This is a genomic window from Ornithinibacillus xuwenensis (assembly GCF_039614845.1).
GTDB classification, from domain to species: Bacteria; Bacillota; Bacilli; order Bacillales; family Amphibacillaceae; genus Ornithinibacillus; species Ornithinibacillus xuwenensis.
Genome location: NZ_JBDIML010000001.1, coordinates 38,674 through 53,290, shown reverse-complemented (window position 1 = coordinate 53,290; position 14,617 = coordinate 38,674). Strand labels below are relative to the sequence as shown.

The 14,617-nt window shown below is 35.6% G+C and carries 17 protein-coding genes and 2 other annotated features; of the genes, 1 reads left to right on the top strand and 16 read right to left on the bottom strand.

Annotation, left to right across the window (positions count from 1 at the left end; translation table 11 throughout):
- Positions 1 to 100 precede the first annotated feature (100 nt).
- The 3 genes from ABC228_RS00270 to ABC228_RS00260 form a co-directional block, all read right to left on the bottom strand.
- A complete protein-coding gene (locus ABC228_RS00270; RefSeq protein WP_345823085.1) occupies positions 101 to 1,147 on the bottom strand; it encodes an ATP synthase beta subunit C-terminal domain-containing protein in 1,047 nt (348 codons plus the stop codon).
- 233 nt (positions 1,148 to 1,380) lie between these two features.
- Positions 1,381 to 2,466, bottom strand: a complete 1,086-nt coding sequence (locus ABC228_RS00265; RefSeq protein ID WP_345823084.1) for a M42 family metallopeptidase — start codon at positions 2,464 to 2,466, stop codon at positions 1,381 to 1,383.
- Positions 2,467 to 2,526: 60 nt separating this feature from the next.
- The gene (locus ABC228_RS00260) at positions 2,527 to 3,012 is read right to left on the bottom strand and encodes a dUTP diphosphatase (protein ID WP_345823083.1); all 486 of its coding nucleotides are present in this window, start codon (positions 3,010 to 3,012) and stop codon (positions 2,527 to 2,529) included.
- A gap of 110 nt (positions 3,013 to 3,122) precedes the next feature.
- Here ABC228_RS00260 and ABC228_RS00255 point away from each other — a divergent pair, with 110 nt between their 5' ends.
- Positions 3,123 to 3,512 (top strand): sigma-w pathway protein ysdB, encoded by a 390-nt coding sequence (locus tag ABC228_RS00255; RefSeq protein ID WP_345823082.1) that lies wholly within the window; start codon positions 3,123 to 3,125, stop codon positions 3,510 to 3,512.
- Positions 3,513 to 3,547: 35 nt separating this feature from the next.
- On the opposite strand, the gene ABC228_RS00250 is transcribed toward ABC228_RS00255, so the two are convergent.
- From ABC228_RS00250 to coaE, 13 genes are all read right to left on the bottom strand, one after another.
- Positions 3,548 to 4,120 carry a TVP38/TMEM64 family protein gene (locus ABC228_RS00250; protein ID WP_345823081.1) on the bottom strand — a complete coding sequence of 191 codons (573 nt, stop codon included), beginning with the start codon at positions 4,118 to 4,120 and terminating at the stop codon, positions 3,548 to 3,550.
- Positions 4,121 to 4,221: 101 nt separating this feature from the next.
- A complete protein-coding gene (locus tag ABC228_RS00245; RefSeq protein ID WP_427902199.1) occupies positions 4,222 to 4,494 on the bottom strand; it encodes a DUF1294 domain-containing protein in 273 nt (90 codons plus the stop codon).
- 65 nt (positions 4,495 to 4,559) lie between these two features.
- Positions 4,560 to 4,919, bottom strand: coding sequence for a 50S ribosomal protein L20 (gene rplT / locus ABC228_RS00240; protein ID WP_345823080.1), 360 nt, complete (start codon positions 4,917 to 4,919; stop codon positions 4,560 to 4,562).
- An 87-nt stretch (positions 4,920 to 5,006) separates the two neighbouring features.
- Positions 5,007 to 5,201 carry a 50S ribosomal protein L35 gene (gene rpmI, locus ABC228_RS00235; protein ID WP_345823079.1) on the bottom strand — a complete coding sequence of 65 codons (195 nt, stop codon included), beginning with the start codon at positions 5,199 to 5,201 and terminating at the stop codon, positions 5,007 to 5,009.
- A 94-nt stretch (positions 5,202 to 5,295) separates the two neighbouring features.
- Positions 5,296 to 5,799: a translation initiation factor IF-3 gene (gene infC / locus ABC228_RS00230; RefSeq protein ID WP_345823078.1), complete on the bottom strand. Its 504-nt coding sequence runs from the start codon at positions 5,797 to 5,799 to the stop codon at positions 5,296 to 5,298.
- A 65-nt stretch (positions 5,800 to 5,864) separates the two neighbouring features.
- Positions 5,865 to 5,987, bottom strand: a sequence feature (ribosomal protein L20 leader region).
- A 123-nt stretch (positions 5,988 to 6,110) separates the two neighbouring features.
- Positions 6,111 to 8,060, bottom strand: coding sequence for a threonine--tRNA ligase (thrS, locus tag ABC228_RS00225; protein WP_345823077.1), 1,950 nt, complete (start codon positions 8,058 to 8,060; stop codon positions 6,111 to 6,113).
- A 62-nt stretch (positions 8,061 to 8,122) separates the two neighbouring features.
- Positions 8,123 to 8,340 (bottom strand) — a binding site (T-box leader).
- Between the two features lie 56 nt (positions 8,341 to 8,396).
- Positions 8,397 to 9,254 carry a putative sporulation protein YtxC gene (gene ytxC, locus ABC228_RS00220; protein ID WP_345823076.1) on the bottom strand — a complete coding sequence of 286 codons (858 nt, stop codon included), beginning with the start codon at positions 9,252 to 9,254 and terminating at the stop codon, positions 8,397 to 8,399.
- 159 nt (positions 9,255 to 9,413) lie between these two features.
- Complete coding sequence (dnaI, locus tag ABC228_RS00215; protein WP_345823075.1) at positions 9,414 to 10,343, bottom strand: primosomal protein DnaI; 930 nt, start codon at positions 10,341 to 10,343, stop codon at positions 9,414 to 9,416.
- A gap of 23 nt (positions 10,344 to 10,366) precedes the next feature.
- Positions 10,367 to 11,722, bottom strand: a complete 1,356-nt coding sequence (locus ABC228_RS00210; protein WP_345823074.1) for a replication initiation and membrane attachment family protein — start codon at positions 11,720 to 11,722, stop codon at positions 10,367 to 10,369.
- A 28-nt stretch (positions 11,723 to 11,750) separates the two neighbouring features.
- Positions 11,751 to 12,218 carry a transcriptional regulator NrdR gene (gene nrdR, locus ABC228_RS00205; protein ID WP_345823073.1) on the bottom strand — a complete coding sequence of 156 codons (468 nt, stop codon included), beginning with the start codon at positions 12,216 to 12,218 and terminating at the stop codon, positions 11,751 to 11,753.
- Positions 12,219 to 12,246: 28 nt separating this feature from the next.
- Positions 12,247 to 12,636, bottom strand: a complete 390-nt coding sequence (locus ABC228_RS00200) for a cytosolic protein (RefSeq protein ID WP_345823072.1) — start codon at positions 12,634 to 12,636, stop codon at positions 12,247 to 12,249.
- Between the two features lie 227 nt (positions 12,637 to 12,863).
- Positions 12,864 to 13,892 (bottom strand): glyceraldehyde-3-phosphate dehydrogenase, encoded by a 1,029-nt coding sequence (locus ABC228_RS00195; RefSeq protein ID WP_345824139.1) that lies wholly within the window; start codon positions 13,890 to 13,892, stop codon positions 12,864 to 12,866.
- Between the two features lie 124 nt (positions 13,893 to 14,016).
- Positions 14,017 to 14,616: a dephospho-CoA kinase gene (gene coaE, locus ABC228_RS00190; protein WP_345823071.1), complete on the bottom strand. Its 600-nt coding sequence runs from the start codon at positions 14,614 to 14,616 to the stop codon at positions 14,017 to 14,019.
- Position 14,617: the final 1 nt, after the last annotated feature.

Here is a 14,617-nt window from a genome sequence, read left to right as displayed (position 1 = left end):
GAACTTCTGTATAGAGTCTTTCATTTATATAAGGTCACAAAAATCCGGATTATCAGATGCTTCACTCGATAAACCGGATTTTTTAAATACGCTACAGGGTTTAGAGTTTTCCTATATAAGATAATTCTTTCGTATCAAGAGAGTCTGTTCCTCCATCTAATATTTTTCGAACATCATTCAGTGTCGTATTTAAATCGACAGATTCTCCTTCTATTCCAGAATATTTCTTTGCTACATAAAATGGTTGGGTTAAATAAGCTTCGAGTCTTTCCCCTCTGTGATATGTTTCTTGCTCAGATGCAGGAAGCTTATCCATTCCTCTCACTGTAACAATCGAACGTAATTCTCGATAGCGACGCAGTAGTTTTCGGGCTCTTTGTTGGGTGAATAGATGGTTTTGGTCTAAGTGTGCCCCTTCCAAAACAGAAGAAGTAGAAACAATCGGATTTACGGCTGGAAAGCTATGTCTAGCTGCGAGGTCTGCATCAAAGTATAATAAAGTTTCTAAAGGTCCATACGGAAGATCTTCGTCTACCACAGCCCCTTTTAAGTCAAGTAAAATTGTAGTCACCGTTTTAATGTTATAACCTTCAAGTCGGTCCTGTAGTTCAAATATTTCTCCGGTTAGTACGTGCGAACGATCAGCTGTAAAAATAATATCTTGCTCTGCTCCAATTGAAAGGATCTTTTCAGAAGCACTTTCAATAGAATGGACAATATGAATGTCCCTAAACTCCGTAACATCCTTTAATTCAGGATGGTCTCCTTGTGGCTGTAATAAAATGATGGCGTAGCCCTCATCCTGAAGTCTATAAAATAATTCACTCAACAAAACTAGTTGCCCCATTCCTGGGCGGGCTACTAAGCCAACCGTTCCTCCCTTTGAAATAGGTGAAAACAAATCCAATGTTTTAATTTTAGTTTCAATCATCTCCACAGACTCCCCTCTTAGTATCAACTCATCTAAACTACATTGAGCAAGTGATGCTAGTGCAACTAAGGTTCGTACTTCGGCACGTTCAATTGGGATTTTCCCTGTACAGAGATTCGAAACAGTGGCAGGACGCAAGCCTATTGATTTAGCCGCACTTGTAAGATTTGGTACTCTTCTACGTAATAACGAAACATTCAATCTTATATTTTCCATAATTATTTCACCCCCTTACTTTATATGGTAATATACATTACTCTTTAAAGCAACAATATATTACTTTAAAGAGTAATTTTAATTACAAATTTATCATTTCTTTCTAATTTATTTCGTATGGAATGATAGTAACTTAGATAAAAGAAGCAAATTTACATAAATACAAATAAAAAATGGTTCCAGGCATCGATTACGGATGAGCGGAACCATTTTTTGGTTATGATAGTTTTTGTTTAAGCTAAGAAAATTTCATTAACCTTTTCACGGTCAAGCTTCTTAATAACCTCAACAATCAGTTTAACAGCATTTTCAAAATCATCACGATGTAAAATTGCTGCATGTGAATGAATATAACGTGTAGCGATTGTAATTGATAACGATGGGACACCATTTGCCGTTAGATGAATAGATCCTGAATCTGTTCCACCACCAGCTATGGATGTATATTGGAAAGGTATATTATTCGCTTCAGCTGTTTGAATAACTAAGTCACGAACACCTTTATGTGAGATCATGGAAGAATCATACAACACAATTTGTGGTCCCTCTCCAATCTTACTATCAGCTTCATGTTCCTTAATTCCTGGTGTATCACCAGCAATCCCTACATCTACCCCAAATCCAATATCTGGTTTAATAGTATGTGCTGACGTTTTCGCTCCACGTAGTCCCACTTCTTCTTGCACCGTGCCAACACCATAAACAATATTCGGATGCTGTTCATTCTTCAATTGCTTCAATACTTCAATCGCAATGGCACAACCAATTCGGTTATCCCAAGCCTTTGCTAGAAGCATCTTTTCATTCTTCATCGGCGTAAATTCAAAATATGGTACAACGGAGTCTCCTGGCCTTACACCAAAATCAGCGGCTTCTTCTTTACTAGAAGCTCCAATATCAATAAACATATCTTTTATATCAACAGGTTTTTTACGTTCTGCAGCGGATAAAATGTGTGGTGGTTTTGAACCAATAACACCAGTAACATCACCTTTAGCTGTAACAATCGTTACGCGCTGAGATAGCATCACTTGGCTCCACCATCCACCGATGGTTTGAAAATAAACAAAGCCTTTATCATCAATTCTAGTTACCATAAAACCAATTTCATCTAGATGACCAGCAACCATAACTTTCGGACCATTCTCATCACCAACTTTTTTAGCAATTAAGCTCCCAATATTATCTGTGAATACTTCATCTGCATAAGGCGTAATGTATCTTTCCATAACATCTCTTGCTTCTTTTTCATTTCCAGAAATCCCTTTTGCATCTGTTAGATCCTTCAGCATGGACAATGTTTCATCTAATTTAGCCATATGTATACCTCCCAAAATTATTTCTTTATTTAGTATAACGCGAAATTTAAAATAAGGATATTAATACCCTTGATTTTGTCGTTCATAATTTACTTCATTCTTTTTTATATATGCCTGTCTTACATCTGCTTCTTGGAAGCCTAGCTTTAGTCCTAATTCTAAATAGCTTTGAAATAAGCGGTTATAGTTTGGCTGAATTGGTTGATTTTTAAACACAACACCGTTTTCAAATACCGTATTAAAGAGTTCTGTTTCCAATTTATTCGACTGCTTAACTGTTTCTGCCTCAAATCTAAGTCCCTTTTCAATACCTAAGGATAAGATAAAATGAATACCATCTACAAATTCTTCTAATATAGTCTGGGAATCGCCTCGTTTCTTATTACTCCAAAATTTAAAGCATCTAGTTTCATTTGCTAGCTCTCCTAGTTCTACTAATAAGGCTAGATATTTATCCTCAAATAAGTCCTTTTCCGATAGATTATGATTTTCTTCAATATATGTATCCAGTTGTTTCTGCATGGAAAATAGTGATTTCCAGTCCATATCATTACCTCTTTTCGTTTTTTATAAAATTTTTCATAAAAATTATGAAACCTTGTATCATACTAATACGTATTGGATGATAATAACAAAATACCAGGGAGACGATGGTAGTGATTGTAATCTTATTTCGCATCCTTATCATTGCTGCAGTACTATTGCTTACGTATTCTATTATACAATACTTTCGCAATCCTCAAAGACTCTTGCAGCATGCAAAGGATTCAAGTGGCTTCTATTTTATTGATGAGCCCAGTAATAGCAAGAAAAATATTCAATTTGTTTATAAAGGATGTCAATTTGTCGGTGAAAAATATGTAGGTACTACAGATAACTCATTTGAGATTATCGATATTCACGTTACGGTAGTCAATTCATTAGAACTACAAGGATTGTCAAGGGATGATATCTATTTCTTAGAAAAGGAACTATTAATCAGGTATCCACATGCCAAAATTAACTGGAAGCATCCAATTAATAAGTTATTGTTAACCCATACGTAAAAAAGCTCATCTATGGTATACATAGATGAGCTTCTTTACGTACTCGTTTGGAAAAAGTCTTCCCACTTAATAATAATTTCTTTCCGTCGTAGTGAATATATCAATAGAAGTAAAGCCGTTAATGAAAAGAGGATGTGTATTGGGGATAAGCTGGATAGCCATTGACCGATTGACGTATAAACAATTGCTAGAGGTATATTGGTTAACAGCGACGATTTTGTATATTCTTTAAAGCTCGATGTAATCTCCATTAAACAAATCGATAATAAGTGAAAATGTATAAAAGGAATAAGCCTTAAAAGCGTTATTTGCGTAGTGGTTAACTCAGTATGCCGTCCAATTAACTTTTGTTTCATACGGGTAAAGCGTTCAAATGTTTTTGGCAACCATCGGATGACAAAATAAAATATTATGCTTGATAACGTAATTCCAATAATCGAATAGATAGTACCTGCAAATACACCAAAAATGATCCCTCCGGATACACAAATAAATACTACTGGCAAAAAGAATAATGGCCGGAGCAAATGAACACTAATAAATAATAATGGTGCAAAGAATCCTCCCGTCTGAATGAATGCCATTATATAGTTCCCAAAGAGCTCCATAAGCTGCCTCCTTCTAATTGCAGATATTTCAAGAGCCATTTATCTTAGTAACTACACTTTTTTGTTTCGTCCTTAAAATGTATATGACAAGAGACGAGCTATTATGACATGAAAAAATATCCAATTAAAGCAGCGTGAATTAGGATTAATAATGGCATGCCAATTCGAAAAGATTGGTGTTTTGTTTTATGCCGAAAGACTTTCATACCAAAATAGGAACCGATGGCCCCACCTAAAATCGCCACTCCCCATAACGTACGCTCTGGTATGCGCCATTTATTACGCTCAGCTTTTCTCTTATCAATTCCCATTAACGCAAAGCCTAGCAAATTTGCAAAGCCTATGTAAAATAGTAACTCCATTAAACCGTTCAATTGACAACTACCTCTTCTCTTCATGAAAATAACCAAATCAGCTGAACTGATTTGGTTATAAATAATTAGTTATTTAATGCAGCTTTAGCTTTATCAGCTAATTGTGCAAAAGCTTGTTCATCATTAATAGCAAGATCTGACAACATTTTACGGTTGATTTCAATACCTGCTAATTTCAAACCATGCATTAATTTATTATATGAAAGATCATTTATACGAGCTGCAGCATTAATACGTGCGATCCAAAGCTTACGGAATTCACGTTTTTTCTGTTTACGGTCACGATATGCATACTGACCTGATTTCATTACTTGTTGTTTTGCAGTTTTAAATAACGTTCTCTTCGAACCATAATAACCTTTAGCTAACTTAAGTACGCGTTTACGACGTGCGCGCGTAACTGTTCCACCTTTAACACGTGGCATAATAATTCCCTCCTAATACAAATCCAATTGTATATCCATTTAGTTTTAGAATGTTGTGTAAAAATAGCTAATCCCGCAATGTCACTATTATTTAGGAAGCATTGCTTTGATGCGCTTGTAATCTCCAGAAGATACTAGAGTACCTTTACGTAATTTACGTTTTTGCTTTTGAGATTTATGTGCGAACATATGGCTTGTGAAAGCATGTGATCTTTTTACTTTTCCAGAACCAGTTCTCTTAAAACGTTTTTGAGAACCTTTGTGGGTTTTCATTTTTGGCATGTTGATTTCCTCCTCGAATGCTCAATCGTTTATTATTTTTTCGGAGTACCTATCAATCAATGGGGAAAACTCCCCAGCTGATTGAAGATTCACTTTATTTTTCAGTAATTGGAGCAAGCATCATAAACATGTTACGACCTTCCATCTTCGGTTTAGATTCAACAGTTGCAATATCTTTTACTTCTTTAGCAAAGCGATCTAATACCTCTTGGCCAAGCTCCTTGTGTGTAATTGCGCGTCCACGGAAACGGACTGCAGCCTTTACCTTGTCGCCTTTTTCTAAGAATTTACGAGCATTTTTTAATTTCGTATTAAAATCATGATCGCCAATTCCAGGTGTAAAGCGAACTTCTTTTACGTTAATAACTTTTTGATTTTTACGAGCTTCTTTTTCTTTCTTTTGTTGCTCGTAACGGTACTTACCATAGTTCATGATTCTACATACAGGCGGTTTTGCGTTTGGAGCAACTAAAACTAAATCTAAGTTTTGTTTTTGTGCTAATTCCAATGCCTCTTGACGTGATTTCACACCAAGCTGATCACCATTTGAATCAATCAGTCGTACTTCTTTCGCACGAATTTTTTCATTAACGTTCATATCTTTGCTAATAGCCAGCCACCTCCAAATAATTTTTGGGTCTGATCCATCATTGACAAGTTCATATCAAACAAAAAATGCGGGCACATAAATGCACCCACACGTCTTTAGTCTTCAAATAAAGATGTTTAACCAGCCAACTGCTCATGCGTTGATCAGGTGAGAAGCGGGTGCTTCTACTTGTCTTAAGATCATTCAATTTTATTCAACTTTTATACAATAGCATACAATTGAATAAAGTGTCAACCCTTTTTACATCTTTAGTATACACTACTTATCCTATTTTGAAAAGCCTAGTATACCATTAGAGCTTACTTCTTTTTACGTAATACTTTAGAATCAACTTCTTCTTTTATCATTTTTTCAAAGTCTTCATAAGCGATTGTTTCGGAGTTTTGTTCGCCATATCTTCTTACATTAACAGCATTATCTGCAATTTCATTATCCCCAACGACAAGCGCAAACGGGATTTTCTCAGTTTGTGCTTCTCTTATCTTATAGCCAATCTTCTCATCACGTTCGTCCACTTGTACACGAATTCCTTGCAGTTGCAACTTCTCAGCAACAGATTTCGCATAATCCAAATGAACTTGTGGTGATACCGGAATAACCTTAGCCTGAACTGGTGCCAGCCAAGTAGGAAAAGCTCCCTTATATTCTTCCAATAAGAATGCAACAAATCGTTCCATTGTTGAAACAACACCTCGGTGAATGACAACAGGGCGATGCTCTTTACCATCTTCCCCGATGTAAGAAAGCTCAAACCGTTCTGGAAGAAGCACATCAATTTGGACAGTCGATAATGTTTCATCTTTACCTAAAGCAGTCTTAACCTGAACGTCTAATTTTGGACCGTAGAATGCAGCCTCACCTTCTGCTTCAAAATACTCTACGTTCATTTCTTCCATTGTTTCTTTTAAGATACCCTGTGTTCTTTCCCACATTTCATCATCATCAATATACTTTTCTTTGTCCTCAGGATCCCGATAGGATAAGCGGAAATAATAATCCTCAATACCAAAATCTTTGTACACATGTTGAATTAATTCCACAACTCGAATAAATTCTTCCTTCAATTGATCTGGACGTGCAAAAATATGGGCATCATTTAATGTCATAGCTCTAACACGCTGTAATCCTGCTAGTGCACCAGACATTTCATATCGATGCATCGTTCCTAGCTCCGCAATACGAACTGGAAGATTACGGTAGCTCCATAATTGATTTTTAAATACCATCATGTGATGTGGACAGTTCATTGGTCGAAGTACTAATTCCTCATTATCCATTTCCATTACAGGAAACATATCTTCCTGATAGTGATCCCAGTGTCCACTAGTTTTATATAAATCAACATTAGCTAGTACTGGTGTATACACATGGTTATAACCTAGACGTTCCTCTATATCTACAATATAACGTTCAATTTGGCGGCGAATCGTTGCACCCTTCGGTAACCATAGCGGTAATCCTTGACCAACCTTTTGATTGATTGTAAAGATATCGAGTTCTTTTCCTAGCTTGCGGTGATCGCGTTCTTTACGCTCTTCAAGAATTTGTAGATATTCTTCAACCTGAGCCGGCTTTTCAAAAGCAGTTCCATAAATCCGCTGTAGCTGTTTGTTGTTACTATCACCACGCCAATAAGCACCTGATATACTTAGTAATTTAAAAGCCTTTAGCTTACTTGTTGATGGCACATGGACGCCACGGCATAAATCGAAGAATTCTCCTTGTTTATAAATCGTAACCTGTTCGTTTTCAGGAATTGCATCGATTAATTCAAGCTTTAAATCATCACCGATTTCATCAAACATTTTCTTGGCTTGGTCCCGTGAAACTTCCACTCGTTCAATTTGTAAATTTTCATCTACAATCCGCTTCATTTCTTTTTCAATCTTCGGAAGGTCTTCTGGCGTGATTTTTTCTTCCATATCAAAATCATAGTAAAAACCTTCCTCGATAACAGGGCCAACACCAAATTTAACATCTTTATATAGGCGCTTTATCGCTTGGGCCATTAAATGTGCAGTTGAGTGACGTGCAACCTCAATACCTTCTTGATTCTTATAGGTAATGATTTCAATTGCTCCACCATGATCTAATTCACGCTTTAAGTCATATTGCTTTCCATCTAATTTAATCGCTAAAGCTTGCTTTCTAAGACCAGGAGAAATTGATCCTGCTATATCTTCTCCAGTTGTTCCTTGTGGAAATTGTTTACTTGCTCCATCTGGAAATACAATTGTGATTTCTGCCATTTGTTACACTCCTTTATCCATATTATAAAACATTAAAAAACGCCCACCCCTCTGCAAATATGCAAAGGGACGAGCGTTTGTCACGTGGTTCCACCCTATTTCCCGTAAAACAATTACGGCTTTAAATCTTTAACGCAGATATACGCTGCCATCTACTAGATTTCAAAAGCAGAGTTCAAAGGTGGTAATCATTTGGCTGCCTGAGGAAGCTTTCAGCCGATGGCTTCCCTCTCTTGCCAGAACAGTTGTCAAATGACCTTGTCCTTATCTTTACTGATTTAAACTATAAATGAATATAAAACAAATTATAACGCTAGTCGTTTTGATAATCAAGTCCTATTCGTCATTTTTTAAATAATATGGAAAAGGAAATTTATTATATGGTTCGAAATCAACTCTCTCCTGAAAAACATTTATGACTGTTAATGTTTTTGGTTCTGAAGGATGATCACCATAAATCTTAATCTTCTTTGGCGCCATTGAAACTAAAGGGGCTAGATTAAGTTCATCGTCATCGAGTCCTACAATGTATAAAGGCTCCTTCTGCATAATCATCCTTAATTCCATTCTTGTAAAACGTTTCCCATTTGCTTTAAAGAATGCAAATGGATTACCTTGTACTATATGAACTACATTGTAGCTCGGTTCTTTCTTCGCAATATATTCTCGTAACATATTAACAAATTCCTGATGGTCTTCCTCACGTTTAAATTCATCGATAGCTAAACCAACCATATTAACAAGATGGTCCTTAAACACCTTTAATCGAAAATTCACGATTGAATCAAAATGAATAGTCGTCGTATTTTTTACATTGGACACAAATAAGGAATATAGAAGCTGCATTGGATCATCCTTTTGCTTTCTTACTTGAATACTCTCATCATCTTCTCCTGCTAATATCCAATGCGTTATCTCTAGAATTTTTTCAATTTCATCTCGATCCGTATAATAATAAAATTCTTCTATGATACTTTGAATCATCGAGGATAATCGATGATCTACAAATACATCCACCATAGATTTTACGATGGAATCGACTAGTAAGTTATCCGCTTGATTAAACTCTATTTGTAAATGATTCCCCCAATCTTCACTTGTTTTCCAGTGCAATTCAATTTTTTTGTTATAAACAAATAATTGTTCACAGAAGCTAATCACTTCTTTATTCGAAGAAAAATAAACATCCAGCAACCAACATCACCCTCATCCAAACCAAACTGTTACATTATATGGACATAGTATGTAAAAAATGTATAATCCATTAAAACTAGTAACTTTAGTAAAGGAATAGTGTGTGAATTAGTACCATTAAAAAAGCCAATAAAAGATAATCTTTTACTGGCTTTATCATTATTTTCTTCGGTTATCAGCAATAATAGGTACTTCTGAACTCACTTGTCTTATTCGTTCTAATATTCTACCTGCTTTAACCTCCTCAATATCACCTCGAGTAGATTTTGCTAGCTGTTCCTCTAGCTGTTTCATACTATAATTGGAAGTGAAAAATACAGGCAATCTCTCCATCATGCGATATTGTAATATAGTGCCAAGAACTTCATCACGGAACCATGCTGATTGCGTTTCAGCTCCAATATCATCAAGCATTAAGACATCTGCTTTTTTGAAGTACTCTATCTTCTCATTAATAGAGTCATCTTTAATAGAGGATTTAATTTCTCTAACAAATTCAGGCATGTAAATTAACATGGATGAGATGTCATACTCTTTCAATGCATTTGCAACGGCACCTAGAAAATAGGTCTTTCCGACACCAAATGGACCATAAAAATAAAGGCCTTTTTGAGGTGTTCCATCTTTTACTTGTCCTAGAAAAGACAGAATTTCCCGGATTGCCTGACTTCTCTTTGGATCATTATCAATTCCATCTATTGTTGCTTCAAGAATTTCTTTTGGCATATATAAGCTCTGGATAAGCGTTTGTTGCTGTTGTTCTTTTTCATACATAATACGACTATGACATTTTTCATAACTTAAATGAATTTCGTTATTTTCAACCCGAAGTATCGGTGAATAACCTGGAATCATATTTTGGCAAGAACCAAATGAAGAACAATGATTACATTGTTTGGATTGTGATTTATACTCATATAGCTTAATTAGGCTTTTCTCAATTTCACGCTGTGATAAACTAGGGTGCAACGATAAGAATTCTTTAATCTCTGAATCGTTTAACACTTCATTTTTAATCTTGTTATAGTTATCTTTAAAGTTTTCATTCTTTTCCATCCACTTTTTAAGTGTAGATTGTACTGGTTTCATCTCTAAATCATCCTTGAAAATGATTATTTTTTATTACTACTCGCATATTGCTTCAGTAGATTTTCGATTTCTGCTTTTTCTTTTTCCAGATCAACTGATGATTCGGATTGTTTTGCAGTCGGTGTTTGCTTACGATCCTTAAACCAATCTGGAATAACCTCTGTTGATGTTCGCTTTTTATAATACTTACTCGTTGTTTGTTTCTCCGTAGAGCTACGATAACGCTCTTTCTCTTGCTTTGCAAACATCATGGCTTCTCTTGCTGTTTTTAAATTTGCTCGAGACCAGTGACTAGCAATCTTTTCTAGATAAGCTTTTGATAACTTCATATTCGATTGCAGTAACACGTAATGAATTAATACATTCATAACTGGAGATGGGAGTCCCTGTGTCGTCATAATCTCACGAATCACCTTCAAATCTTGTTCAGAAGCATGATTACCGCTTGATAAGTCTTCTAATAATTGCTTAGGTGAAATGTTCTCTAACTCCCGAATGAGTTGTTCCTCTTTTGTTTGTGGGGCAGAATTATCTACCGGTGCTGCCTTGGTAGGTGTTTTAGGTACTAATTGGATTGTTGCTTGTTTTTTTGATGTCTTAAATGCATCATGACATGCTTCCTTAAATTCTTCTACATCTAGATAATTCTCATCCGTTAACGCCCACAACACGCATTTTTCAAGTTCATATTGTGCTAAGCCATATAGTTGTAGCATTTGTGTCATAACTCGTTTGTTCTCAGCGGTTAGCACTCGTTTATAAGGTATCATACGTGACTTTAACATTTGTTCAAGCCATAAAAAGTCAATAGCTTCAAGCTCTGGACCAGTATTTTCAGTTGTCTGGTCTAATGATTGAACACCCATTTCTGGAATAATCGTGTCAAATACATCACTAAATGATGCCGTAACATTTTGCCCTATAGGATGCGCATTAGCCATTCGATCTACATATGCTGAACGAATCATATTGAACTTTGCTTTGCCGATATGATGCGATAGGAGCTGCGTTAGCATGGCATCCTGAAAGAAAGCATGAGGTGAGAATGGGCATTGAAGCGCATAATGGTAAATCGTTTTTTCCGACGTTTCATGTTCAAAGGTTTTTAATAGACCTATTCCCTCCAGCTTAAGTCTTGCTTCATAAATTTCGTCAAGCGGGATATTTAAATAATTCATTAAAGTATGATGGGTTTGGATTGTAGATTCTTCTCGTTGGAACTCTATTTCATGTAGTAAAGTTTGATATAACATAATTGCTTTTATTCCGAGTAAAGGTTGGTAAAGATGGGTTAATGCTTTCGTATAGTCAACTGGTAGATTGCCATTTAAGGCAACACTATAGCCATCTACTGGTAATATCTTTCCGATGTAGTTCAACTTAACCCTTCCTTCCTTGTACGTATCATCAAGATTTATTTCGTTCTGATTGCATTAAATCTTTTAATTCATCTAAGAAAACGTTTATGTCTTTAAATTGACGATATACCGAAGCAAAACGCACATATGCTACGTCATCCACTTTAGATAAACGTTCCATGACCATTTCCCCTATTTCCTTGCTATCAATTTCGGAAGCGCCTGTATTACGTAACTCTTTCTCAACATCCACTGCAATGGATTCTATTTTTTCAATCGAAACAGGTCTTTTCTCACATGCTTTAATTAATCCTCGAATTAGTTTTTCACGGCTATATTCTTGCCTTGCACCGTCTTTTTTCACAACAATAAGTGGTACTTCCTCTATCCGTTCAAACGTCGTAAAACGATGTCCGCACTTTTCACATTCACGTCTTCTCCGAATAGAGCGTCCCTCTTCAATTGGTCTTGAATCTAAAACTTTCGTATTTTTATATTGACAATTTGAACATCTCATCTGTTAAACTCCATTCACCTGGCAACTATTAATGATTCTTTTCAATAAGTTGCAGCTCTTTATTTATGACGGCATATAGCTGCTTTATTAGCTTTGCACTATATCCGAAATCAAAAGGAAGTGTCGATTCAGTCGTAACCGTAAAATCAATTGCAGTTTGATATGGTCGTACCATAATAACTGTTGCAATTACAAAGGCCTTTTTCCCTTTCACGACATTAAAGCTAATTTCCCCATGATCGACAGATATTGAATTAACGCTATAATGATTAGAACGATTTATTATTTCTTCTAGCTTTGCTAATCCTTTGTCTTTTGTTGTTTTATAATAATGTGTTTGAAGTTCTTTATCCCAGTGATTTTCATTCGTTTCTGATTGATTATTAAGAATCCTAGATATTTTTTTACCAACAGACATTTCATCCAACTCCCATTTTCATACAGATCCGATATACATATAACTCTATTTATTTTAACATGTTTTATAAAATTACCCTAGTATAAATTTGCTAGAAGCTAGTGTATCGAAAAGAAGAAGATAATAGTATCTTTTCCGGTAAGTTGCAATAGGTTTCACCTACTCCATACTAAAAAGGATTGAGCATGTTGAACGATGCTCAATCCTTTATCTAAATCTATGATAATTTATACAGATACTTTTTTCTCCGCTAGAAAAGTCCCGACGTATTTAACTAAATCAATTACTCTTGTAGAATAACCCCACTCGTTATCATACCATGCCAGTACCTTAATTTTTCTATCACCCATAACCATTGTGGATAACCCATCAATGATTGCTGAGTATTCCGATGTTGTATAATCAATTGAAACTAGTGGTTCCTCACTATATTGAATGATTCCTGCCATCCGACCATTGGCAGCTTCCTGAAATGCACGATTAACAATTTCTTCCGTAACAGGCTCTTCAACATCAATTACTAAGTCAACTAATGATACATTAGGTGTAGGAACTCGTAATGCCATTCCATGTAATTTTCCATTCAAGTGTGGTAATACTTCCCCTAATGCTTTTGCTGCGCCTGTTGAGGTTGGTATTATTGATTGCGTACATCCCCTTGCGCGTCGTAAATCTTTATGTGGGTTATCTAAATTCTTTTGATCATTTGTAAAAGCATGAACAGTTGTCATAAGCCCATTTTTAATGTTGAAATTATCATCTAATACTTTTACAACTGGTGCTAAACAGTTTGTCGTACACGATGCATTTGAGATTACATCATCAATTTCTTCATCATACGTATCATGATTGACTCCCATGACAATGGTTCGATCAACTTGTTTTCCAGGTGCAGTAATAACAACCTTTTTTGCTCCGGCAATTAAATGTAATCCAGCATCTGCTTTTGTTTTAAACTTTCCAGTAGCATCAATGACAACATCGATCGCTAAACGATTCCATGGCAATTTGTCAGGCTCTCTAAAGTTTACAAGTTCAATTCGCTGTCCATTTACTTCTAAAGCGTCTTGAAGCGCTTTCACATCTCCGTTGAAAATTCCATGAACACTATCATATTTAATAAGGTGTGCTAATGTTTCTGGAGGATAACTTGCGTTGATTGCAACAACCTCTAAATGATGATCATTAATTGCTTGCCTAAAGACCATTCTTCCAATTCGTCCAAATCCACTAATGGCAATTCGAGTTTTACTCATCATAAGTCCTCCTAAATGTGATATACTAATTATCCATTATTTGAATAAAGTATAACATATTAATAAAATAAAAGGAATTATAATCACAAAAAAACTCAAAGGATAATCCTTTGAGTTTTGATTGCTAGAATACATTCCATTCACGAAGTATTTCTTTTAATTGTTCAAATGATTCATCTTGGGTCCCATTGTTATCAATCACTGCATTAGCAAGCTTTGTTTTCTCTTTAACAGGTATTTGTGAATTAATTCGTTCCAACGCGTCTTCAGCCCTAGATTCATCTCTGGCCATTAAACGATGTAACTGAACCGATTCATCAACATATACCACTAACACTTTATCTACCAAATGTGTTAATTTACTTTCAAATAACAGTGGAATATCCATCACAATGCAATTTTCTCCCTGCACTATTAATGCTTCTTTTTGTTCTAGCATCCGATTACGGACAGCTGGGTGAACGATTGCATTCAACCTTTGACGTTTCTCATCATTGGAGAAGATAATAGATCCTAATTTTTTACGGTCAAGCGTGTTATCAGGAAATAATACCTCCCTACCAAACTCCTTGACAATTTCCTGATATGCTTTTTCATTAGGCTCAACAACTTCTCTAGCTATTTTGTCAGCATCAATAACGGGAATGTTTAGTGTATGAAACATTGCCGATACCGTGCTTTTCCCACTCGCAATACTACCTGTCAACCCGATTACTAACGCCATA

Excerpts from the sequence above, each read along its gene's own strand:
- ABC228_RS00270 (WP_345823085.1), bottom strand. The coding sequence starts at position 1,147 with ATGGAAAATATAAGATTGAATGTTTCGTTATTACGTAGAAGAGTACCA.
- ABC228_RS00265 (WP_345823084.1), bottom strand. The coding sequence starts at position 2,466 with ATGGCTAAATTAGATGAAACATTGTCCATGCTGAAGGATCTAACAGAT.
- ABC228_RS00260 (WP_345823083.1), bottom strand. The coding sequence starts at position 3,012 with ATGGACTGGAAATCACTATTTTCCATGCAGAAACAACTGGATACATAT.
- ABC228_RS00250 (WP_345823081.1), bottom strand. The coding sequence starts at position 4,120 with ATGGAGCTCTTTGGGAACTATATAATGGCATTCATTCAGACGGGAGGA.
- rplT (WP_345823080.1), bottom strand. The coding sequence starts at position 4,919 with ATGCCACGTGTTAAAGGTGGAACAGTTACGCGCGCACGTCGTAAACGC.
- rpmI (WP_345823079.1), bottom strand. The coding sequence starts at position 5,201 with ATGCCAAAAATGAAAACCCACAAAGGTTCTCAAAAACGTTTTAAGAGA.
- infC (WP_345823078.1), bottom strand. The coding sequence starts at position 5,799 with ATGAACGTTAATGAAAAAATTCGTGCGAAAGAAGTACGACTGATTGAT.
- thrS (WP_345823077.1), bottom strand. The coding sequence starts at position 8,060 with ATGGCAGAAATCACAATTGTATTTCCAGATGGAGCAAGTAAACAATTT.
- dnaI (WP_345823075.1), bottom strand. The coding sequence starts at position 10,343 with ATGAAACCAGTACAATCTACACTTAAAAAGTGGATGGAAAAGAATGAA.
- nrdR (WP_345823073.1), bottom strand. The coding sequence starts at position 12,218 with ATGAGATGTTCAAATTGTCAATATAAAAATACGAAAGTTTTAGATTCA.
- ABC228_RS00200 (WP_345823072.1), bottom strand. The coding sequence starts at position 12,636 with ATGTCTGTTGGTAAAAAAATATCTAGGATTCTTAATAATCAATCAGAA.
- ABC228_RS00195 (WP_345824139.1), bottom strand. The coding sequence starts at position 13,892 with ATGAGTAAAACTCGAATTGCCATTAGTGGATTTGGACGAATTGGAAGA.
- coaE (WP_345823071.1), bottom strand. The coding sequence starts at position 14,616 with ATGGCGTTAGTAATCGGGTTGACAGGTAGTATTGCGAGTGGGAAAAGC.